This is a genomic window from Colwellia sp. MB02u-6, assembly GCF_014077095.1.
Lineage (GTDB): Bacteria > Pseudomonadota > Gammaproteobacteria > Enterobacterales > Alteromonadaceae > Cognaticolwellia.
In genome coordinates, this window is sequence record NZ_JACGVG010000038.1 from 73,363 (window position 1) to 95,053 (window position 21,691).

Genomic DNA, 21,691 nt, shown 5'->3' on the forward strand with positions numbered 1-21,691 from the left:
TTCCGATGATAAAAACAAAAATAGGTCGGCATGATACGTGTAAAATAACCTATTACAAGTACTAAGACTTAAATTAGGAGATAAACTCTAAGCTGGTGTATAAAAAAACAATATGTGGGGGGTTAATCAACGAAAACCTTTGCCTATTCAATTTTTAAAACTTAGCAGACAAAGGTTGCTGTTGCCAAAAGTAACCGTTAGTCGGTAATTACTGTTTCTGGTGACCTTTTATAATACTTAACTAAACCAATTACCGAGGCGACAATCCAAAATAGTTCAATAACAAAGCTCGCCAAATTGAAGTTATAGCACAGGCTAATTAACAGTAATATTGCGCCACAAAGGTTTGTTAGGTTATAAGCCAAACTTTTAGGATTTAATTTTTCTAGTTGTAACATTATAAATGCGCCAACGATAAGAACGGTTCCAGACATGCCAATGATATTAAATAATAAATCAATCATGAGAAACTCCAAGCTATAGAGGGTGATCCAAAATGCTGGCCCTATCCGTGGGTTGGATCGTTTTCGTTCCATGAAACAGCTTGTCGTTTACCGGTAGTAAGGGCATAAGCGTTACTAGGATAATTTCGAAGTTATTGTAGGCAGTTTTTTGCATAAGGTAAAGCAACAAACGCTTAACAAGTGACATAAATAGCAAGGTAGACATTATCTTAAACTCAGCAATATAGTAATTTTTATTCAGTCTGAGTAGATTATAAAAATAGAGCACCACAGAACTTTTTACATGCTTATTCTTCACTCTAACAATACCTAGTCTAATCTCTTAGTTTGACCGTTAGTTTGTCGCTATTAATCGTCGTCATCTATTTTCATGGCTTCAATATTAATAATGGTCGAGCGATTCAGTGTGATCTTAAAACGTTGTATTTGTTGCAAATCTATTTTGTCTGTTTGCATTAATACGACATTAATTTGGTAACGGCGTTCAACTGCTTGTTTTGTTATTTTACTGCCATCAAGTGAATATAAACGACCTTCACCTTTTTTTAGGAAGCGAATAAAGGGGGTTAAATTAAAATAGATACGTTGCTGGATTTCATCATAGCCAGGTAAAAAACTTTTAGCATTAACTTTAGTGTCGCTGCGAAAATGTAACAATTGTGCCGCTTGTTTGTTTTGATGACGCCGAGTTTGAAATAACTTATCAACTTGTTGAGGTAGGTCTTTATTACGAATGTATTCTAGCCAAATGGTTTGACTAGCGATACGCGCTTTATTAACACTATTTGTGTAAATATTTCTCCACTTAGGTAAGCCTTTTTGAATGCTACGCCAAATAACACGGGTTATATCGTCTTTAAATATCTCCCTTAAACCATAAACAATGCCTAACATGCCTACTAAGGCAATAGTGACTTCAGTAAAGTTTGCCCGCGCATTTAGCACTAACAACATCACAAAAGCCATAATAATCGCTGTAACTGTGCCACGTACAATACGTTTTAAATTACGATTGAGGCTTTTCATTTCTTTTTGCAGTACTACGCCGTATTCGATTAACCGTTGCAGTAAACGCATTTTATTGGTGATTCGGTTAGGGTCAGCTAAGGTAACTTCTGAATTATATTTATTGGTTGCACGGTATTCATTTTCACTGCGACATAGCGCAAATAAGAAGTTTCTTTCAGTGGAAAAGTCACTACTTTTTGGTCCTCGAGATAGCAACTTTAAAAATGACTGCTCCACTTGCCAACTAAGGTAATTGTCAGCATTTTGAAAAAATGGACTAAGCTTTTTATCCGATGGTGTATATCGTCTTAGTTTTTTTAATAAACCAGAAATTAACTCTGCTAGTACAATGGCTTGTGGATAGAAATCTTTACTTTCTTTGAGTTTAATCGTTTGCTTTATATCAGTGTCAAGGGCAATTAAAATTTGATAAGAAAATAAATTGAGGTTAAGTCGATAGTCACTTAGCTCACCTTTTTTTTGGCTAATAAAGCGGCTTCTTACCAATGGTAAGTGCAGCTGGTCTGAGTAATAAGCACTATGATTTTCTATACTGCTATGAAAGTAATGCTCCTCGTCTAGGGTTTTAGGGCCAATACCCATTTCAACCGGTAAAGAAAAGTATAAATCGAGTCTTTGGTGGTCAGTAGGCAACAACTGGTAACTGACCTTGATGGAAAGGTTTTCGTCTTGGGTGAGTTTAGCGTTATTCACTTCTATCCTTCACTTCTTGTCGGTTTTATTACCAAGCCTGAATCAATTCACTATGTCTTACTTTGATGAGTAATCTCATCATAAAGTGCGTTAATTGCTGAACGTTTTTACTATACGTTATCTTAAGGACAAATTTTTAGCTTTAAGATGAATATTATATTTATAACTTCGCTAAATGTGATAAAAAATTCAGCGATTAATGAGTGATTAATATATGAAATTTGATTAACTTAGTTATAGCTTGAAAAATTTGAGTTTATACTGCTCATGGGTAATATATGGCATTGGTTACTTTTTTGATACTTTTTTGATGGTCTTTTAACTGTCATGAACGATCATTTAGTACACTTTAAATAGTAAACTTTAATAATTGATATTTACTGTTTGGTAGCCAAAATTAATTATTACGCTGGGGCGTTTTAAAGTAAGAGGCCTGAAGCGGAGTTACTTTGAGTTATATCATTAAATAACGCTTTCAAATAAAAGTACAAGTTTTATACTTTTATGACAATAGTAAGTTAAACTTTATTCAAACATTGGATCTTTGTCAAAAATGGAATTTATAATATGACCTTAACTAGAAGAATCACTCTACTTAACCTCACCATTATTACTACCTTACTTTTGGTGGCTTTTTTAGTGACAAAAGTATACGCCAAAACACCAACAGAAAATTATGCTGAATTGAAAAAATCACAGTATTTAACTAGTGATAACAATCGTTTTTTGTTGAATAGTTGTTAAACTAAGTCGACGCAAGAGTATACTTTAGCTTGCAAGTAACCACTTATGCTTATATCGCTAAGTTAAAAATCAATGACGGTAATTAGCTAGATGGAAAAACCACCTTAACAGTGCTATTTTAGCCTTAATTTAGGTTAAAAGGACAGTTTACTGATGGGCTCATTTGAGCACATTAACTAGATGTTTTTTTATTCGTGGCGATTATTCTAATGCCATATTTTACTTGAAAAAAATGGCTGTGCACGGTTATAAAATCGGTAATATTAGCGCTCAAATAGAAGTATTAAACCGTTTAGCCTTAAGTTATATCGAATGAAAAACTTTTGCATTAGTGACTCAACATTATACTTAATCAATATACGAATTAGTTTAGACAATATAAACCCACCAGATATCTTAAATTTAACCCAAGTTGCTAAAGGTAGATCTTCAAAGCTTAATAATAATGATGGTAGTTTACCTTGCTTAAAAGCTATTTTAATATCTCTGCTTACAACAAGACCAAAAACTTAATCAAAGTGGTATTATAGAAAGTGTATTCATCGAAGATAAAGTTTAAAGGTAATGTTAATAAATAATGCGTAAATCAGATAAGAAAATAGACAATCAAATAATAAAGTCGTTAACCGAAGTATGCCAATCAGCGCTAGAAGAAATTGACGGCTTTGAGTGGTTAACCCATACCGTTAATTTCGATAATTTTCCAGACAGTCTAAAAGTTGTTTGTGTTTTTGATAGCAATAAAAAATTAGCCAGTTATCTAAAGTCATCTAATAGCAAGCACCTAGCGTTATTAATAGCCGATAGCTTGGCAGATATTGGCATAAAGCTTAACAGTGTTAAAAACCAAATAGAATTAGATAGCGAAGAAAATTGTACGCTGTATCACGCTGGAAATTGGCATAAAAGATTGTCTTAAATCGCTAGGCTATTAAATAATGACCATGCGATGGCGCACATGATTAATCCAACAAGCATATCAATAACTCTTTTCACCTTAGCTTGGTTAAGCCAAGGTGACATTTTTGCTGCCGCTCCAGCTAAGCTATAAAACCACAGCATAGATGCCAACATAGTGCCGAGTGCAAAAGCGATTTTTTCATTACCTTGAAATTGTCCGCCAACACTGCCCAATACCAATACTGTATCAAGATAAACATGTGGGTTTAACAGTGTTACCGCTAACGTTGAAACAATAACCAAACCAGGTTTCTTGTTTACTTTATCGGCTGAACTTGGCTCACTGGTACTGTTATTAAGCCATGCTTGGCGAAATGACAAGCTAGCATAAGCCAGTAAAAAAATAATACCTGCCCAAGAAATTACTGTTACCAAGGTTGGCGATGTCGCAATAAGCTGTGCGCCACCAAACACTCCTAATGCAATAAGGGTAACATCACAAAGCATGCAAATTGAAGCGGCTAAAAAGTGATGATTTTTTTTAATTCCCTGATTGAGGATATGGGAGTTTTGCGCGCCAATAGGTATAATCATGCTGGCCCCTAAAAAAAGGCCTTGCAGTAGGGGGGAAAACATTTTTTCTCCTAAAATTTCATGTTGTGCTGAGTCGTTATGGATAATTTAAAGAAAAAAAAATCATAAGTATAATTAATGATTTTAATCTTTAATTAGTTTTGCTAATGTTTTTTTGCTAGCATTAGTAATAAATGTTGTTAACATCAAGAGATAAATGGTCTTGTTAGATTATAAGTTATTGCATGCATTGAGCGTGGTACTAAATGAGCAAAGCTTTGACAAAGCGGCATCGGTATTAGCTATCACACAATCTGCCGTGTCTCAGCGTATTAAAAGTTTAGAGCAAATTATAGGCCAACCGGTATTAATTCGGGCACAGCCGATAGTGGCAACTGCTATTGGCAAAAAATTACTTGGCCATTATCAACAGGTAAAATTACTTGAACAAGACATTATTCCTGATATTTCAGGTAATAAAAAATATGAAACCATTACCGCCAATATCGCCAGTAATGCTGACAGTTTAGCCACATGGTTAATTACAGCAGTCGGTGACGTTAGTCATCAATATAACCTAGCGGTAAATTTTCGATTGGCTGATGAAAATAGAACCATTAATTATTTGAAAGATGGTGAGGTTATTGGTGCGATTAGTACATATGATCATGCTTTACCTGGCTGTACATTAGAAAAACTAGGCGATATGCACTATTTATTAGTTGCCGCGCCAAGCTTCATTGCAAGCTACTTTCCTGAAGGGATTAATAAACAAACCTTGGTAAGAACTCCCGCGGTTGCTTATGATCAAAAAGATGATATGCATATTAAATATATTGAACAAACCTTTGGTTTAAAAGGTGGTTCATACCCGTGTCACACCGTACGCTCTTCAGAAGCCTTTGTTAATTTTGCCAAACAAGGTTTAGCCTATTGTTTGATCCCTAAATTGCAAATACAAGCAGAACTTGCATCGGGAGAGCTGATCAATTTAATGCCAGAAAACCCAATTATTAGAACACTTTACTGGCATCATTGGGTATTATTGAAAGGGGTGTTTAAGCAGCTTTCAAGCGCAATAATTAGCCGTGCACAATACGCGCTAAATAATCAATAATTTGCTAATATTCAGTGTTATCTGAAATAGCCAGTAAATGAGTCAATAAATTAGTCAGGAGTTAAATGTGAGCAATTTAGTCGTTAGAACAGCAACAGCAGACGATACCAGTATATTATTTAAATTTATTATCGATCTCGCTATTTATGAAAAAGCGGAACACGAAGTATTAGCCACCGAGCAAACAATAAAAGCCAGCATTTTTGCTGAAAACAGTCATGTTTTTGCCTTAATTTGCGAGCTAGATGGGGTTGCCGTTGGCTCAGCCATTTACTTTTTTAATTATTCAACTTGGTTAGCAAAATCAGGTCTTTATTTAGAAGACCTATACGTTATGCCAGAATATCGTGGCAAAGGCGCAGGTGTTAAGCTGTTAAAAGCTATGGCAAAAATTGCTGTGGAAAAAGACTGCGCACGGTTTGAATGGAGTTGTTTAGATTGGAATACACCGTCAAGAGAATTTTATCACTCACTCGGTGCTGTCGCGCAAGAAGAGTGGGTTGGCTATCGCATGACAGGTAAAACACTTAGTAATTTTGCAGCTGATCTGACTGAATAATACTAACACCCACTGGAGGATTTTCTGCATAAAATAGCATAGCCTTTGCTACTTTCTTTGCTTGAATTACTTGGTGTTTTTTTGGGATCATAAAAGCTAGCGCGATCATCACTATTGTACCTAATTGCTCGCCAAGTCGACATTCATCTCGCTGGCCAGATAACATTGACGGGCGAAATAGACCCAGATGTTGGTCATCTAAGTTACTTAAATCTTTTTCTATTTTGCCTTTTATCTGGTTATAAAATACAGCAATGTCAGCAAATGCTTCATTTGCTGACATTGCTGTAACTATGGCAAATAAAGTGGTCTGTTGACCATAAAAGTATTTGGCAATAAGCAGCGGATAATGATGGTCAATTTCAGCAAAAGCAGTTTTAGAACCGGCTTTTTTCATAGTACTGCCCAAGGTGCAAAATATATGATCAATCGTTTTATCTTGTTGTTAGCGCTTATATCCTGAGATTTATCATCCAAAGAGATGCTTGAGGTCAATTCTGCTTCCAGATGTTCAAATTTAATTTGCCATTGTTCAAGTTTAGTATCTTCTATCAATGGTGGTTTACGTACTAAGGCGATAACCTTGCCATAGGTTTTACTGGCTCATAGTTGCTGAAACAAATGTTGTCCTACTAAACCACTAGCGCCACTTTGGCTTGCTTTGGTTTATGCTCATTGGTGCAAGTTGTCATTTATTTTTTAACCCTAACACTGTGGAGAATAATAAAGTCTCATATTAAGTGCTTAACTAACTATTTAAATCTTTAAAAAGACTAACATTATTGCCCACTTTTTCTGGTTTAAATCTAGCAGGGTACGTTAATCTCAATCACAACTACCCAAAATTCATGTGAGCAGAACATCGTTTTGGCCATGTTCAGACTCCCATCCAAACCAGTAAATATCTCCTTGTCCTTTCAAAATATAAACGTAATCATTTAATTTTGGACTTAGTTGTCGTATGAAAATAAAAACGTTAAATGAGAACAGCTAAATATTATGCAACTATTACCTTATGTTTATTAAGTGATTCAGCTGGGTAACGAATGAAAGCCTAAATGGCTTTAAATACATCCAGAAAAAATAATGTAAATTAATGTTTTATATGAATAAATTTATTTTTATTAAGTAATGATTTAGCGACTCAATTGGTCACAGCCTAGCCCGATGATTTCTTGTATAACTCTTTTTTAAAAGCGTTTTATTTTTAAAGAAACCATATTAATTTGCTGATATAATATTAACAGCGTTAATTTTAAATTAAGTTATCCCAAATGATTAAGCCTGAAGTGCCCGAAAATGAAGTCGAACGTTTGTATGCGCTTAGAACCTTAAAGATTCTTGACTCATCACATGAAGAGCGCTTTGATCGAGTCACTCGTATGGCTAAACGCATGTTTAACGTAGCAATCTCGCTAGTCAGTATAATTGACGAAGACCGTCAATGGTTTAAATCCGCGCAGGGACTCGAACTTTTGGAAACGCCTCGCGACATTTCATTTTGTGCACATGCTATTAATCAAGATAACTTATTCATAGTGCCTGACACTTTAAAAGATAAACGCTTTTTCGATAATCCTCTTGTGACTGGCGGTCCAGAAATTCGCTTTTATGCTGGTTGTCCTTTAAAGATTAGGCAAGGTATTAATATAGGCACTTTGTGTCTTATCGATACAGAACCTAAACATTTTACCGAAGAAGACCAGCAGTTACTTGAAGATCTAGGGGCTATAATTGAACAAGAAATCAAATCTATTGAACTCGCTACCTTAGATGAGTTAACTATGATTTCTAACCGACGTGGTTTTTTGACTTTGGCCGAGCATAGTTTAAAAGTATGTCGACGTAATCAAATGTCAATGTCGTTTATATTCTTTGATCTAAACAAATTTAAGATTATTAATGATGAATATGGCCATCACGAAGGTGATTTCGTCTTAGCCACTTTTGCCAAAATAATGCTTAATTCATTTCGAGACTGTGATTTGATCGCTCGACTCGGTGGAGATGAATTTGTGGCTATGCTAAATGACTCTGACTATTACTCAGGGAGAGCAGATATAGCACTAGAGCGATTTGCTAGCGCTATTGAGCAAGCAAATAAAACCTTAAATAAACCCTACAAAATTCAGTACAGTGCTGGTGTTAGTTATTTTAAGCATGACACGGATAAATCAATAGAAGTAATGCTACAAGAAGCTGACGCAGCCATGTATAAGCAAAAAAAAAATAATGCTCTATAGCTTGAGGTTATGACTGTTTCACTATATTAATAAGCCATTATACCGGCGAATAGTGGCAAACTATAAGCAAGTTCATTTACTCACCCATAGTGCTAATGCTGAAATAAATGCCGAAAACATTGGCGACTTTAACCGTAAAAATACTGTCAAAGTGTATGAAATTGTAAGTTATAATCATTATAAGCACAGGTTACTTTTCCTCAGGCAGGCTTTCATCGACCTTAGCTCTGGCAATTAGGCTATTAGTGAGACAAAGAGTAAAAGGCGAAGAAATTCCTTTCGAGGGTCGTATCCTCGCTATTGCGATGTCTTTGATGCTTTAACGTCTGAGCGGCTCTATAAAAAATATTGACCAGTAGAAGAGGCGGTTGATCAAATGAATGCAGCTGCGTAGTCATTTTTATCCTGAACTTATTCAGTTTTATAACAAAATTTTATTTGAGATATTAATCATAAAAAAAACAAGTGGGTAGAGTCGATAAAAAGCTGATTTGATCTTCACTAAGTAGGCTAAATATCAGGTCATGTAGTCGTTGATAAATGCCTTCCAAAAGACTAAATTTAGCAATGAAACCAGCACAGAACAGTTGAGAATATTTTTTAAGCAAAGTTTATTGGTAAGTTTTAGTGTTTTGACGCAGTTGCAACGAGTGATTAACAATAGCTACTGTTTTCAAAAGTTTTAGCTTATTGTTGTTGATAAATTACACTAGCTTAAAGCGAGATTAATCTACTTACCTTGCGATAGTTCTATTAGCTATCAAGGTCATAAATACAGGCACTTAGCCATTTAGCAACAGACTATTCATACCTCTTTTAACTCAAGTCGTGTTTAACACTTATCAACAAAATTTATCAATATAAGTTACTTTAATAAAAGCTATTTATTAAAGTAACTGTCTATAAAATATTAATATTTAAAGTCATAAACTTTATTATTTGCTAGCGTTAATGACTTTAAATAGGGCTAAATTTTTTGCTCAACCAATAGCTTATGCATAGATAGTGTTAGCCCAGCGCGTTAGGCCAGCCGTTACGCTGCCAAAATGGTCACCAACAACAATAGGGGTATGTTGAAATTGTGATTGTAAAAACTTATTTAACATCGGTGATTTAGCACTACCTCCAGTGACAAACACCACATCAGGCTGACAGTCAGCTTGGGCAATTGCATCTTTCATTAGCGCGGCTATCGCACTGAGTTGTCGATGACATGCCTCAGTAAAACCATCCCTATCAAGCTTAACAGTGAGCCCTTCATAGATATCAGATAAATCTATTTGCTGCTCGGTTTGCTCGGTTAAGCCAATTTTGCTTTGCTCTGCGGCATTAACTACACGATAGCTCAATTTTTGTTGTTGAACAGTTAACAAACGAGTTAATAACTCAGGATGTTCTGCATCGCGGATCAGTTGCTGTAAAAACCGTCTATTTTCGGCACTGTAAAATTGTGTTTGATGACTAATATTGTTAATCGCCATGGCCTGAAAGTAACTGTTACTTGGCATTGTTTTACCAGACTTTAATAAACTATCTAAACCAAAACTCGGCATGATACCTTTAAGAGCAAAGGCAATATCAAAATCATTACCACCAACTCGTTCACCACTGTGGCTTAATAAATCATTGGTTCTATCCGTTAACGCAGCATGCTCTGGTCCCATTAAAAGGATTGAGCAATCAGTGGTACCACCGCCAATATCAACCACTAATACTTTGGTTTCTTTAGTGAGACTAGCTTCATATTCAAAGCCGGCTGCAACAGGTTCAAATTGAAATTCAACATCTTTAAAGCCAACCCGTTTTGCTGCATTGGTTAATATTTGTATAGCTTGTCGATTACTTTCTTCGCCTTTCATACCTTGAAAGTTAATAGGGCGACCAATAACGGTTTGATTAACACTTCTGCCAAGACTTTCTTCGGTGAGCGTTTTTATATTGCTCATCATAGCGGCAACAATATCTTCAAATAAATCAACTTGCTGTGGCATTAAGCCGCTGGCACCAAGAAACGATTTTGGTGACTTTATGTAGTAGCCTTCGTCCGGCTCTTGTAAATAGTTATTTAATGCGGCTTGGCCAAACGATAATTCGGTTGGGTAGCCATCTAAGGTCAGCTCTCGTAGTGAGTTTTTTCCTTTGTTTAGCTGTGCTTGACGTTGCTGTTGAAAGCTTTTTTGTTCTGTCAAAGCCAAATTATCGTGCAGCCAGTTGACAATAATGTCGCGACTGGGCGCATACAAAGTTGAGGAGATATAGCGACCATGATCACCTAAAGATAATAGTTCTGGCGTGTTGTTTTTCATTACGCCGACAGCACAGTTCGATGTACCGTAATCAAATCCGATCATGTTGATATCCAAATATAAAATGGCCGCGAAGGATACTGGGATATGTAGCACTAGGCAAGGGCTTTTAGCTTATTAGGTAACATTTTTAATAAGCTAAAAGCCCATAAGTCATTATTATTTATTTCAAAGGCGCACAAACGTAGTTTTAATCCTGTCAATCACGGCCATGTCGACGCTCACAGCTTAAACTTTTGCCCATGTAAATTTTTTCGCGGTTGAATCGATTTAAATTTAGGTGAAAAAATAAAAAATCAGGGATGAAAAGCAGAAGAATTGATCTCGCTCGACTGATAAAGCAAAGCCATGATGAAAGCAGCGAATGATAAATTAACCCATTACTTAGCGAATACAGGTTTAAACCTTGAATAGGTTAATGCTAAAGGCTTAAAAGCCCAGGTGCTTTTATTATTGATAAAAACGGCATTAGCTGTGCCCTACAAGCAAAAATAGATTTAAAGTCGTATATGGCGTTTTGAGTGATTATTGCTGCATTCACTAAAGGGTAAAATAGTCGCGTTATTAAGGGTAAATTATCCAAGTAATTCAAACCAAAAAGCAGCTTAAGGCTGCCTTTTGGTGCTTAATTTACATAATAGCAAGCTCATTCACTTGGTGAACATTTCAATGGGTTATTTCTTACCAGTATAAAATAGCTCAAAGCACTAATAAAAGGGCCATAAAAGACTAATCTATTTTAGCCCGAAGCCATGGCCAAAATAGTTTTAATATCAAGTGTGTCTTGATATTGCACAAAACCTTTTGTGCACTTAACGCGTGCTAATACCGCCATTCTATCGGAGAGTTCATTCCCTTCTATATTGGCATGACCTTTAACATGACTAATAATTAAATGACTTTTCAATGCTTGATAGAGCGCAAAACACTGCTTAATTATTTCAAGGTTTTTAATTTCTTCACCTTTGCCACGAGTCCAGCCTTTAGCTTGCCAACCTTTTGCCCACTTAGTGATGCAATCAATTGAATATCTAGAGTCAGACAACACTTGCACAGTTTTACCTTGTTTAATATGATCTTGTGCGTAGTTAAATGCGGCAAGTAAGCCATTAAGTTCGGCGGTATTATTAGTGCCCATCGGCTCATATAAACCGTACCACAACTCAATCAGCTGCTGCTCTTGATATACTGCCATGCCCGTGCCTGACTTCCCTGGATTTGGAGAGCAAGCACCGTCACAATAAATATTAATATCAGCACTTTGTTTAACAGGCGCTAAGCTATTACTTACTGCGCTACGATCCGCTTTAACGTAGGCAGCAGAAGTGGCAGGTTTAGCACCGGCACTTTTACTCATTGAGCGCTTAGTTAATGCTTTAGTGTAGCTTGATTGAAACGCCGCCTCGGCTTCAGCTTTTGATGCAAAACCCATATATTGTGCATCGGCACGTCCTTGGGTGTGGCTTTTAACATCATTCCACTGTTCAAATACCCCAGTTTCTGCCCCTTTCCAAACCACATAATATTTTTTACTCATCAATTGTTAACCCTATTTTATTCGCCATAATTTTTTATTTTCTGTTCGCCATTTGTTAAGACTACTTTACTTTTTTATTGTTTTTAATTGACCAAATAACTAGTAGGACACCGGCAATAAAAAACGGAATACTTAACATTTGCCCTGCAGTTAAGGAAATGTCAGCCGCATAGGCCGCTTGTTTTTCTTTTAACATTTCAATAAGAAAGCGAGTAGTAAAAATTAAAACTAAGAAAATACCTAAAATAGCACCGGGTGGTGTTTGGGCTTTTTTCTGCTTATAAAAAATCATCAAAACAAAAAATATTGTTAAATAAGACAAAGCTTCATAAAGTTGAGCGGGGTGGCGAGCGAGGTTATCAATACGGGCAAAAACTACCGCCCAAGGAACATTACTCGGTGTGCCTAATATTTCAGAGTTAACAAAGTTTGCGCTGCGAACAAAAAAACCAAACAGCGCGGTACATATCGCGAGTCTGTCGAGTAACCAGAGAAAGTTCATCTGGTTTTTTTTGCTATAAATACCCGCCGCAATAATAGCACCTAAACCGCCGCCATGACTGGCCAAGCCACCCTCCCAAATAGCTATTATTTTCAGTGGGTTAGCAAGGTAATAGCTTGGGTCATAAAAGAAACAATGCCCTAAACGCGCACCGACGATAACACCAATAACGATATAGACCAGTAAGTTATCTAGCGCGACTAAATCTTGTTTCTCGGTTTGAAAAATCCACTTCATGACTTGTAAGCCAGATAAAATAGCGGTGGCGAATAACACGCCATACCAATGTATAGTCAATGGTCCAATGGAGAAAAATACAGGATCAAAATCCCAAACTAAATGTTGCAAAGCGTAGCCCTTAATGTTGCTTATGTTATTTATGTTACATGAGTAAAATATGCTGAATATGCTGAATGATTTTAATGTGACTTTAAGTTAAGCCTTCACTTAAACAGCGATATTCTAGCAAGCTAGTGGTTGCTGTGCTGAATTAATTTCGCTGAAAGTGTTAATCATGCCTATGGGTTGTTCAACCTTGATTAAAACTTGTTCAAACGACTCAACAAAAGCCCCCATCATGACCTAGTATTTTATTGGCCGTTTAAAGGTTACTTTTATATTGTGCTGTTTACCTAGGCCAATTTTTAAAACTTCATTTTTTTACCTTTACTGTTAACTTTTAATAAGAATATTAAGCAATACTTTACAGATGTTCTCACAATAAATCCTTGTGCAGTTATGGTCATCATAAGGGCTGTTTTATGTTCTCCATTGGTTTACGTTTAGTTAAGTCATCGCTGCACTCTTTTTAGTGTTTAGTATATTAATATTGAATGAGTATTTTTGATAATCTATTGGGATTATCCGACAAAAACTATAGCTAGATTAAACTCCGTTAACCATACAGTTAAAACTAACTACAGCTACATTTATAGATTAGCAATTGATAAAGGCGAAAAGTAATATAGCGACCTTACTAGATTTAAGTCTATGTGTAGCTTATTTTCAGGAATTATAACTCAATAATAAAACCCTGCTAATTAGTGAAAGCAATATGCTGTTGGGTATTTATCAATGCAAAATAGAGACACCAAGTTCTATTATTAATTGGCAAGCTAAGTCGTAATAAAACAGCTTTTTTTATGACAATAAGCTGTTTTATTTTAATCGCGAAGAAAAAGATGATTATATTCATCACCATCCTATATATGTAGAATAACGATATGATATTTTAAAGGCTTTAATTAAACATTCGGTTGTTCAATGGCCAGCACATGCGGCTGATCAATAGCTAACACATGAAGAATTTTAAGTATATTTAATCAATAATAATGAAGAGTAAAGACATGAAAAAAGTCTCAATGGGTAACTCGAGCATCGAATCTTCTCGCCTTATATACGGCTGCATGCGTATTGCCGGTGACAATAGTGCAAGTGATCGTATTAAAGGAAAAACAGCGATAATAGCAGCGCTAGAGGCGGGTTATAATCACTTTGATCATGCGGATATTTACGGTGCTGGTGAAAGCGAAAGTATTTTTGGTGAACTGTTAGCTGAAAAACCACATTTACGTGAGCAAATTATTCTCACCTCTAAAGCCGGTATTCGACCGCGCAATAATGAGCACAGCACTTATGCCCCCACGCGTTATGACTTTAGCCAGCAATACTTGTTGGCCAGTGTTGAAGGTTCACTTAAACGTTTAAATACCGATCACTTAGATATGTTTTTATTGCATCGCCCAGATTATTTATTTGATGTGCATGAAGTAGCTGAAACTTTTGCGTTATTAAAAGCCAGTGGCAAAGTTAAGCATTTTGGTGTTAGTAACTTTAAACCGTCGCAAGTTCAATTATTAAAGTCTGCGTTAGCTATGCCCTTGTTGGTGAATCAAGTTGAAATTAATATTCACAATATTGACAGCTTACTGGATGGCACCTTAGATCAATGTCAGCAGCATGGTATTACACCGATTGCTTGGTGTCCTTTAGGTGGTGTTGCTTACTCTGCTTGGGGAAATACTTTTTCAGGTGAAGATGAACAAAGAATTGAAAACGAATTAAGCCACCAAAGTGAAAAATATGCTTGCGCGCCTTGGCAAGTTATTCTGGCTTGGTTATTAAAACATCCAGCCAATATTTGCCCCATAATAGGGTCAACCACACCAGCGCGCATTGTTGCCGCTAAACAAGCTTTAACACTAGATTACTCGCGTGAAGATTGGTATCGCTTATTAGAAGCTAGAAATGGCCAATCTGTGCCATAACTATATTGCATCAAAAATATATCGTATCAAAATTATATTGAATTAATTACATATCGCATTAAAAAAGCCACTGAAAAATGTCAGTGGCTTTGATGTTATTTTAAGACAGGACAATCGCGAGTGATTGAGTTACAAACCATTATGATATTGAATGTTGGTTGATTCAGGCACTAATTTATTCAGCTGTTGTTTTGCTGATGAATGGCTATCTATCGGATTTTTAGACTCGTCAGTAGACTTTTTATAAGCTAATAACTCTTCAAACTGGCTGATCAACAAAGCCTTATCAGGCGCTTGGCGATCACCGGTACCTATGTTGGTTAAATCAATCATAAAACCGTCGAATAAATCAGATAAGTCTTCAATAATTTCCATATTTAAAAACTGATCTTGGTTATAAATACTCGGGTAACCGGCTTTTTGTTTATCAATCGCGAACGACACACCTTTGAGATTAGTGATGGTTGTTGATTTATCACAAGAGAGCATACAGCCATTGTCGATACGTGGTTTTTCACAGCCAACACTTTGTTGGAAGAAACACTGTCGGCTAGTCATCAACAAAATAGGGTGGTAAATACTGTAAAATAATTTAAAGTTTTCTGGGCGAGCAATATGTTTCATTTGCATGGCGTTAATTTCGTTAGAAATAAAGGCACCGCTACAGTCAAAGTCTTCTTTCATCGCTAACAGTGCGTAGGAATTAGTGGTATTTAAAAATGGCCCTGCTATCCACTTTATGCCTAAAGCATTGGCTTTATAAGCAATACCGGTATTGTTAGTGACAATTAATGGCGGTTTGACTTGCTCTAAAATAGTTACGGCAGCGTCATAATCTTTACCAATTAGCACAGCAGGAAACCATGGAATTAAACGCGGATTGTCCTGTAAAAAAGCAACATATTTTGTACAGTCACGTTTATAAGCATCAGGTAATTTAAAATAAATATCGGCATGGGTAATATGCGCTAACTCAGCATCGGCTTCGTCACAGATCAAAATAGACAATTCATTTTTTGCTTGGCTGCTAACTTGACTGCTGAGTTGAGAGGCTACTTTTGGATGATTAACTAATGGCGGCAAGGTCACTTCTGGAATAATATCAACAGCATTATTTAAAAAACTGGCGATTTGATTTTTCAGCGCGGTTAACTCTTTAAACGGAATGCTTAAGCCGGTATTTAAGTTGTCACAGTTTAGCTCGGTCAGTAAAAACTCGGCGTTGTTAAAGCTTTTAAAGCGTTTTTCTATCGTGGCCTTATCAATACTGGCGTTTTCACTGGCGCGTAATAAGCTAGTGGATTGCACAGTGAAGCTATTTTGTTCAACAGAGAAGCCGGTAGTGGTTACGCTAACTTCTAAATGTTGTGCTACTTGACCAGAAAAACGTAATGTTAGTGGTACTTTTTCAATACTTAAATGCTTTATTTTTTCAACTACTTCGGCTTCAATTTCATTTTTGTCAGTTTGTAGGTTTTGCTCAACCTCATGAATTTGTACCACTGAAATTTGTTGCGACTTATCTTGTAATTTATCTTGCGACTTATCTTGAAACTTAGCTGGCGAATGGTTTTGGCTTTCAGTGGCGTTATGTTTATTTATGGCATGAACTTTTGAATTATCACGCGGATTATCAATAAACATTGATTGATTTAAATCGCCTCTTAAAAAGGCATTGGAAAAGTCACGATTAAATACTTTGTAAAGGCGTTCGCCATCTTCGGTTAATTCGCCGGTATTGAGGAAGCCATCAATTTGTTTACGAAAACTATCCACCACAGTATGTACATAGTTTGCGCCTTTAATACGTCCTTCAATTTTAAACGAATGCACACCAGCGTCGATTAAGGCGGGCAAATCAAAAAAGGCAGAGTTGTCTTTAATGTTTAATGGGAAATTATGACCTGTGGCTGTGGTTTCATATTCTTCTCGACAAGCTTGGCTACAGCGACCGCGGTTACCTGAATTGCCAACACTGGCAGACGTTGAATAACATAAACCTGAAAAGGCAACACAAAGCGAACCATGAACAAATACTTCGCTTAACAGGTTATATTCACGACACACAGCGGTTATGGCGGTAATTTCACGTAAGTTTAATTCTCTTGATAAATTAACCCGCGAAGCACCTAATTTTTTTAGGAACGGAATTTGTCCGACATTATGAGTGGTTAACTGGGTTGAAGCATGAATGTCTAAGGTCGGAAAATGCTTCTTAATGATATTAAACATGCCGATATCTTGTACGATAACGCCGTCTAACGTAGTGTTAACCAGTTTACTGAGTAACTTGGCAATAGACTTAAATTCACGTTCTAAAATGATCACATTTAAGGTTAAAAATATTTGGCATTGGTATTGGTGTGCCAAACGAATGATGCCAATCAGCTGTTCAAAGGATATATTAGCGGCGCGATTACGGGCATTTAGGGTATCTAAGCCGCAATATACCGCGTCGGCACCCGCTATAATGGCCGCTTTAATCGCGTCAACATCTCCACCGGGGGCTAATAATTCTATTTTATGATCCATTGGTACAACTTATTTTTTTCGCTAAATTTAAGAGCAGGGATTTTACCCGTATATTTCACCAATGAATACCGTTAAAGTTGCCGTTTATAAAGAATATTAATTTAATAGTTGAGTGTTATGGCATTACCTATCCTTTATTCATTAAGAAACTGTCCTTATGCAATGCGAGCACGTATTGCTATTTTTAAGTCACATCAACCGGTTGCGCTGCGTGATCTGGTATTAACGGATAAACCTGCTGCGATGATTTTAGCTTCCCCCAAAGCTACCGTGCCGATTTTAGTCTTGGATGAAAACAGCCCGTTTAAGGAGGATAATGCCCAAGGGAATAAAGCATTAAGCGAAGCAAATACAAATCGAGCAGGAGATAACCGTATCGTTATCGATGAAAGTCTAGATATTATGCTCTGGGCGCTTAAAAAATCTGATCCCAACAACTTACTTCATACTGATAACAGGGTCACTTTACCTATAAAGCCAGACGAAAAAGTAACTACTTTCCCCAACAAATCCAACAAGCCTAACGAAAAGTTAAATGAAATGTTGGCACTCATTGCCGAGTTTGATGTTGAATTTAAATTGCGTTTAGAAGCTTATAAATGCGCAAAGCGTTACCATGAAACTAACCTGAATGAATGCCGAGCCGCATGTGAGTATTATATCCAACTATTGGAGTCACGCTTAATACAGCATGACTATTTATTTTCCGCACAAGAGAGTTTAGCTGATATTGCTCTGTTGCCATTTATTCGTCAATTTGCCCGCATAGAGCGCCAGTGGTATTTGCAATCACCATATCCTAAGCTGAAAAATTGGCTGAATCGTTACCTACAAAGCCCGATGTTTACCCGAGTAATGGCAAAGCATCCACTGTGGCTTGAGTGTGGTGAAGAGGTTGTTTTTGTTGGTCAGTAAAAGCCGTTGGTCGATTTGGTAAATGAGATTTAGTAAATGAACCTTGGTAAATAAAAACCGTGGGTAAGTGAGGGCAGAGAATTATCATGGGTTTAATTTGTTGACTATTGTAGGCCTTATATTAGCGATAAAACAGCTAAAATCACTATAGCCTGACATCAAAAATAAGTGGTATGTAGCTTAGTGATAATAACCAACGCACTGTCAGCACTTATAATAAGTAGCTAGAGATTATTTTTGATATTGCTAGTATTGAGCATTGCCCTGAAAACTCAAATTTCACTTTACCTAGGGCAGAAAAATATATTTCTAGTTCAGAATCAAGATCGAAGGTACCTGATGTTTCAATAGAGTAGGCAACAATATTTTTGTAAGGTAAAGAGGTGAAATCTTTTTTGCTGCCAGTAATACCCTGAACATTAACCGCGATTATTCTCTTATTGGTAAAGACTACACCGTCACGCATGGTTTTATATGAGTCAACTATTTGTTCATCATCTAATAGTAGACTGCTTACTTTTTCAGCATAATCAGTGTCTTGCTTAAGCTTGAAAAAACCTTTGTTATTAAAATCAATCATCGAAAAATCCTTGTATTGTTAATAATTAAGCTTTGAACCCTTGTTAGGGGGGTAGGTATAAGTACTCTATTGGGCTGTTCAGGTAAGCGTTATCTTTTTTTTGGTCAACTCAGTGCATAAAAGTATGTTGAGTCGATAACCACACTGAGTAATGATTTAATCATTACTCAGTTGTTGTGCTTTTTCAAGATGCAATTTAAGTTGCAATCCCTTTGAGCGAGTCTGAACTTTGAAACCGCACAAGTATAAGTCGATTAAGACGATGACGTTGATTCGATTGCAGGAAAGTCTCTAGCGGCAACATGATCACACTTTATACAGTTTAGCTGCTGACCTAGCATCGCGTGTCTGGTTGTCTTATTGAGTACCCATGGGCGGTTAATAAAAGGTGGTTGATGACGAACATGTTGGAAATGGCCACATTGTAGTTTGGCTACCCAATGATTTTCGTCATCAAGATGGTAGTCGATAATAGCTTGTAGCATATTGTTTTTCCATTGAGAATGTTATGGGATAGTTAGCTTGAGTGATGAGTAATCTGTCATTGCTTGTTGCTTGTTGCTTATCGGTAATAGGTAATTAACAGTATAAAATCAGTAAGTTGATTTACAAGCCAAAATATATGATGAATAAGCAAAGTTATTAGGCGTTAGTTAAGGGGTTTTATTCATTATTTTTTACTTGGTTACCTAGTTACTTGCCATTGTTGCTCGCCATGTTTGTTCATCAATGGCATCAGCTTCATGGTCGAGTCGTTCAATAAAAGTAATACCATCAAGATGGTCTAACTCGTGCTGAAAAATACGCGCAAGAAAGTCAATGAAAGTCTGTTGATGCGACTGGCCTTGTTCATCGAGATATCGCACATAGATACTTTGATGACGACTAACCAAAGCTCGTTTGCCTTTCACACTTAAACAACCTTCCCAGCCTAGCACTTGCTGGGTAGTGGCGCTGAGTATTTCTGGATTGATGACAACCGCAGGCGCTAATAATGGCGCATTAGGGTAGCGTTCACTTGGCGCAGAACACATGATAAATAAACGCACACTTTTGCCCACTTGCGGCGCGGCAATACCAACACCATTGGCTTGGGCAACGGTAACTTTTAGATCTTCAATTAGCTGTTTTATCTCAGCCGTGTGAACATTAGGTATTGGTTTTGCGATAGCAGATAAAACCGGCTCACCACGTTGTAAAATAGTTAAAGTGCTCATGATGACACTTGGCTTTTTTGCTTTGCATTAAGCGCAGTGGCTTTGGTGGCAGAGGATTGATTTGTTTTTTCACGTTCTTTTTTAAAGTAAAACCAGCTAACAACGAATAAGATGACAATAAAAGGTAAACCGGTTAATACCACCACATGCCAACCTGCTTTAAACAATATCCAGCCAGCCATTAATGACGCGATAGCCTGAAAACCAAAAATAATAAAGTCATTAATTGCCTGTACTTTATGACGTTCGCTAGCTTGATAACTTTGTGGTAAAAGCGAGGTGCCGGTAAGAAAAAGAAAATTCCAACCAATGCCCAATAAAATTAGTGCCCACCAATAATGCATCACTTGTTCACCCGACAAGGCAATAACTGTGACCACTGCATAAATGATGGTGCCTGCGAGCATTAAGTTTTTTAAGCCAATGCGTTTGACTAATAAGGCGGTAAATAATGATGGAATAAACATGGCGGCAATGTGACTTTGGATCACCCATTTTGTATCGTTTAAACTATGACTATGAAGTTTGTGCATGCTCAGAGGGGTTGCGGTCATCAGGTAACTCATCAGGGCAAAACCAATAGCGGCTGACAATATGGCGATAATGAAAATAGGTTGTTTGATTATTTCACTTAAGGGCCTAGCTTCCCCTTGGTTATCACTAGTTGTTACTTCAGGATTAGTAAAGTTCAACATCAGCAACATAGCAAGGAGAAATAGCCCAGACAAAAATAAGAAAGAACCGGCATAGCCGTGTGGTGAACTTAACCAGTCTTTTGCGGTTACGGCTATTTCAGGTCCTAAAAAAGCAGAAAAAATGCCACTGAGCATTAAAATCGATAATACCGTTGGCACTTCATTGCGGTTGCTAACACTTTCAATCGCGGCAAAGCGTAATTGTTGGGTAAAGGCGGTGCTAATACCTAGTAAAAAACTGGCTAAAATGAGTAATTCAAAATGGGCGTTTAAGGCAGCAAACATGGCGACCAGTGTGCCGGAAAAACCTAACGTGAAGCCAGTGAATGTCGCAAAACGGCGACCTTTATTTTTAGCTAATAACGCCGCTGGAATAGCACCACTGGCCACGCCGAGTATCATCATAGTAACTGGTAGGGTAACTAGTGCAGGATCAGCGCCCATGCTAGTGGCAAGTATACCGCCAATAAAAACAATCACTGGCGATGCGGCCATCACTAATGGTTGCACTAAGAAAAGTAACCAGACGTTTTTGGGTAGCGTAAACAGCCGTTGTAAGCCAAAAAAGCTTAAGAGCAATAACGCCAGCGTGATGAAAATATTGATTAGCATTAACTGCCCTTATAGATGACTGCCGAATTTGGCTAAATAGTCTCAGACTATCATACTGAAATTTTAACACTTTGGGGGGAATTAGCGATTTTGAAGATAATAAATTCTTTTTAATTATTTATTATCAATCGTTAAATCGAGTGATAAACTCCATTTTGAAAATTATTCGTTTGCTTGATAAAGAGTCATAGGATTAATGGCAATAA

The 21,691-nt window shown here is 36.8% G+C and carries 18 protein-coding genes; 6 read left to right on the forward strand and 12 right to left on the reverse strand.

Annotated features, from left to right (window positions below):
• Nucleotides 1-197 precede the first annotated feature (197 nt).
• Both H4J46_RS15285 and H4J46_RS15290 read right to left on the reverse strand, forming a co-directional pair.
• Nucleotides 198-464: a hypothetical protein gene (locus tag H4J46_RS15285; RefSeq protein ID WP_182234857.1), complete on the reverse strand. Its 267-nt coding sequence runs from the start codon at nucleotides 462-464 to the stop codon at nucleotides 198-200.
• Between the two features lie 348 nt (nucleotides 465-812).
• Nucleotides 813-2,186, reverse strand: coding sequence for a hypothetical protein (locus H4J46_RS15290; protein WP_182234368.1), 1,374 nt, complete (start codon nucleotides 2,184-2,186; stop codon nucleotides 813-815).
• A gap of 1,321 nt (nucleotides 2,187-3,507) precedes the next feature.
• Between H4J46_RS15290 and H4J46_RS15295 the strand changes: the two genes are divergently transcribed.
• Nucleotides 3,508-3,849, forward strand: coding sequence for a Fis family transcriptional regulator (locus H4J46_RS15295; RefSeq protein ID WP_182234370.1), 342 nt, complete (start codon nucleotides 3,508-3,510; stop codon nucleotides 3,847-3,849).
• Here H4J46_RS15295 and H4J46_RS15300 read toward each other — a convergent pair.
• Nucleotides 3,846-4,466, reverse strand: coding sequence for a LysE/ArgO family amino acid transporter (locus H4J46_RS15300; RefSeq protein WP_182234372.1), 621 nt, complete (start codon nucleotides 4,464-4,466; stop codon nucleotides 3,846-3,848). The two genes, H4J46_RS15295 and H4J46_RS15300, sit on opposite strands and share 4 nt — an antisense overlap.
• 154 nt (nucleotides 4,467-4,620) lie before the next feature.
• Between H4J46_RS15300 and H4J46_RS15305 the strand changes: the two genes are divergently transcribed.
• Nucleotides 4,621-5,520 (forward strand): LysR family transcriptional regulator ArgP, encoded by a 900-nt coding sequence (locus H4J46_RS15305; protein ID WP_182234374.1) that lies wholly within the window; start codon nucleotides 4,621-4,623, stop codon nucleotides 5,518-5,520.
• Nucleotides 5,521-5,587: 67 nt separating this feature from the next.
• Nucleotides 5,588-6,079: a GNAT family N-acetyltransferase gene (locus tag H4J46_RS15310; RefSeq protein ID WP_182137566.1), complete on the forward strand. Its 492-nt coding sequence runs from the start codon at nucleotides 5,588-5,590 to the stop codon at nucleotides 6,077-6,079.
• On the opposite strand, the gene H4J46_RS15315 is transcribed toward H4J46_RS15310, so the two are convergent.
• Nucleotides 6,048-6,509 (reverse strand): hypothetical protein, encoded by a 462-nt coding sequence (locus tag H4J46_RS15315; RefSeq protein WP_310650260.1) that lies wholly within the window; start codon nucleotides 6,507-6,509, stop codon nucleotides 6,048-6,050. The two genes, H4J46_RS15310 and H4J46_RS15315, sit on opposite strands and share 32 nt — an antisense overlap.
• An 844-nt stretch (nucleotides 6,510-7,353) precedes the next feature.
• On the opposite strand from H4J46_RS15315, the gene H4J46_RS15320 reads away from it, so the two are divergent.
• Nucleotides 7,354-8,322: a sensor domain-containing diguanylate cyclase gene (locus H4J46_RS15320; protein ID WP_182234378.1), complete on the forward strand. Its 969-nt coding sequence runs from the start codon at nucleotides 7,354-7,356 to the stop codon at nucleotides 8,320-8,322.
• A 992-nt stretch (nucleotides 8,323-9,314) separates the two neighbouring features.
• Here the strand turns inward: H4J46_RS15320 and yegD are convergent.
• The 3 genes from yegD to lgt form a co-directional block, all read right to left on the reverse strand.
• On the reverse strand, nucleotides 9,315-10,673 hold the full coding sequence (gene yegD / locus H4J46_RS15325; protein ID WP_182234380.1) for a molecular chaperone: 1,359 nt from the start codon (nucleotides 10,671-10,673) through the stop codon (nucleotides 9,315-9,317).
• Between the two features lie 694 nt (nucleotides 10,674-11,367).
• Entirely contained in the window at nucleotides 11,368-12,165 is a 798-nt protein-coding gene (locus H4J46_RS15330) for a ribonuclease H family protein (protein WP_182234382.1), read from the reverse strand.
• Nucleotides 12,166-12,226: 61 nt separating this feature from the next.
• A complete protein-coding gene (gene lgt, locus H4J46_RS15335) occupies nucleotides 12,227-13,015 on the reverse strand; it encodes a prolipoprotein diacylglyceryl transferase (RefSeq protein ID WP_182234384.1) in 789 nt (262 codons plus the stop codon).
• A gap of 998 nt (nucleotides 13,016-14,013) precedes the next feature.
• Between lgt and H4J46_RS15340 the strand changes: the two genes are divergently transcribed.
• Complete coding sequence (locus tag H4J46_RS15340; protein WP_182234385.1) at nucleotides 14,014-14,934, forward strand: aldo/keto reductase family oxidoreductase; 921 nt, start codon at nucleotides 14,014-14,016, stop codon at nucleotides 14,932-14,934.
• Nucleotides 14,935-15,063: 129 nt separating this feature from the next.
• Here the strand turns inward: H4J46_RS15340 and H4J46_RS15345 are convergent, their stop codons facing one another.
• Nucleotides 15,064-17,466, reverse strand: coding sequence for a peptidase U32 family protein (locus H4J46_RS15345; RefSeq protein ID WP_182234387.1), 2,403 nt, complete (start codon nucleotides 17,464-17,466; stop codon nucleotides 15,064-15,066).
• 117 nt (nucleotides 17,467-17,583) lie between these two features.
• Here H4J46_RS15345 and H4J46_RS15350 point away from each other — a divergent pair, with 117 nt between their 5' ends.
• Nucleotides 17,584-18,381 (forward strand): glutathione S-transferase, encoded by a 798-nt coding sequence (locus H4J46_RS15350; RefSeq protein ID WP_182234388.1) that lies wholly within the window; start codon nucleotides 17,584-17,586, stop codon nucleotides 18,379-18,381.
• A gap of 211 nt (nucleotides 18,382-18,592) precedes the next feature.
• Here the strand turns inward: H4J46_RS15350 and H4J46_RS15355 are convergent, their stop codons facing one another.
• The 4 genes from H4J46_RS15355 to H4J46_RS15370 all read right to left on the reverse strand — a co-directional run bounded on the left by H4J46_RS15355 (nucleotide 18,593) and on the right by H4J46_RS15370 (nucleotide 21,485).
• On the reverse strand, nucleotides 18,593-18,961 hold the full coding sequence (locus H4J46_RS15355; RefSeq protein ID WP_182234389.1) for a PH domain-containing protein: 369 nt from the start codon (nucleotides 18,959-18,961) through the stop codon (nucleotides 18,593-18,595).
• Nucleotides 18,962-19,215: 254 nt separating this feature from the next.
• The gene (locus H4J46_RS15360) at nucleotides 19,216-19,446 is read right to left on the reverse strand and encodes a DUF3565 domain-containing protein (RefSeq protein WP_182234390.1); all 231 of its coding nucleotides are present in this window, start codon (nucleotides 19,444-19,446) and stop codon (nucleotides 19,216-19,218) included.
• A gap of 204 nt (nucleotides 19,447-19,650) precedes the next feature.
• Nucleotides 19,651-20,178 carry a peptide deformylase gene (gene def, locus H4J46_RS15365; protein ID WP_182234391.1) on the reverse strand — a complete coding sequence of 176 codons (528 nt, stop codon included), beginning with the start codon at nucleotides 20,176-20,178 and terminating at the stop codon, nucleotides 19,651-19,653.
• The gene (locus tag H4J46_RS15370; protein ID WP_182234392.1) at nucleotides 20,175-21,485 is read right to left on the reverse strand and encodes an MFS transporter; all 1,311 of its coding nucleotides are present in this window, start codon (nucleotides 21,483-21,485) and stop codon (nucleotides 20,175-20,177) included. Before H4J46_RS15370 ends, def begins: the two co-directional genes overlap by 4 nt.
• Nucleotides 21,486-21,691 lie beyond the last annotated feature (206 nt).

Coding starts and splice junctions, on each gene's coding strand:
- H4J46_RS15285 (WP_182234857.1), bottom strand. CDS start 464: ATGATTGATTTATTATTTAATATCATTGGCATGTCTGGAACCGTTCTT.
- H4J46_RS15295 (WP_182234370.1), top strand. CDS start 3,508: ATGCGTAAATCAGATAAGAAAATAGACAATCAAATAATAAAGTCGTTA.
- H4J46_RS15300 (WP_182234372.1), bottom strand. CDS start 4,466: ATGTTTTCCCCCCTACTGCAAGGCCTTTTTTTAGGGGCCAGCATGATT.
- H4J46_RS15305 (WP_182234374.1), top strand. CDS start 4,621: ATGGTCTTGTTAGATTATAAGTTATTGCATGCATTGAGCGTGGTACTA.
- H4J46_RS15320 (WP_182234378.1), top strand. CDS start 7,354: ATGATTAAGCCTGAAGTGCCCGAAAATGAAGTCGAACGTTTGTATGCG.
- yegD (WP_182234380.1), bottom strand. CDS start 10,673: ATGATCGGATTTGATTACGGTACATCGAACTGTGCTGTCGGCGTAATG.
- H4J46_RS15330 (WP_182234382.1), bottom strand. CDS start 12,165: ATGAGTAAAAAATATTATGTGGTTTGGAAAGGGGCAGAAACTGGGGTA.
- H4J46_RS15340 (WP_182234385.1), top strand. CDS start 14,014: ATGAAAAAAGTCTCAATGGGTAACTCGAGCATCGAATCTTCTCGCCTT.
- H4J46_RS15345 (WP_182234387.1), bottom strand. CDS start 17,466: ATGGATCATAAAATAGAATTATTAGCCCCCGGTGGAGATGTTGACGCG.
- H4J46_RS15350 (WP_182234388.1), top strand. CDS start 17,584: ATGGCATTACCTATCCTTTATTCATTAAGAAACTGTCCTTATGCAATG.
- H4J46_RS15355 (WP_182234389.1), bottom strand. CDS start 18,961: ATGATTGATTTTAATAACAAAGGTTTTTTCAAGCTTAAGCAAGACACT.
- H4J46_RS15360 (WP_182234390.1), bottom strand. CDS start 19,446: ATGCTACAAGCTATTATCGACTACCATCTTGATGACGAAAATCATTGG.
- def (WP_182234391.1), bottom strand. CDS start 20,178: ATGAGCACTTTAACTATTTTACAACGTGGTGAGCCGGTTTTATCTGCT.
- H4J46_RS15370 (WP_182234392.1), bottom strand. CDS start 21,485: ATGCTAATCAATATTTTCATCACGCTGGCGTTATTGCTCTTAAGCTTT.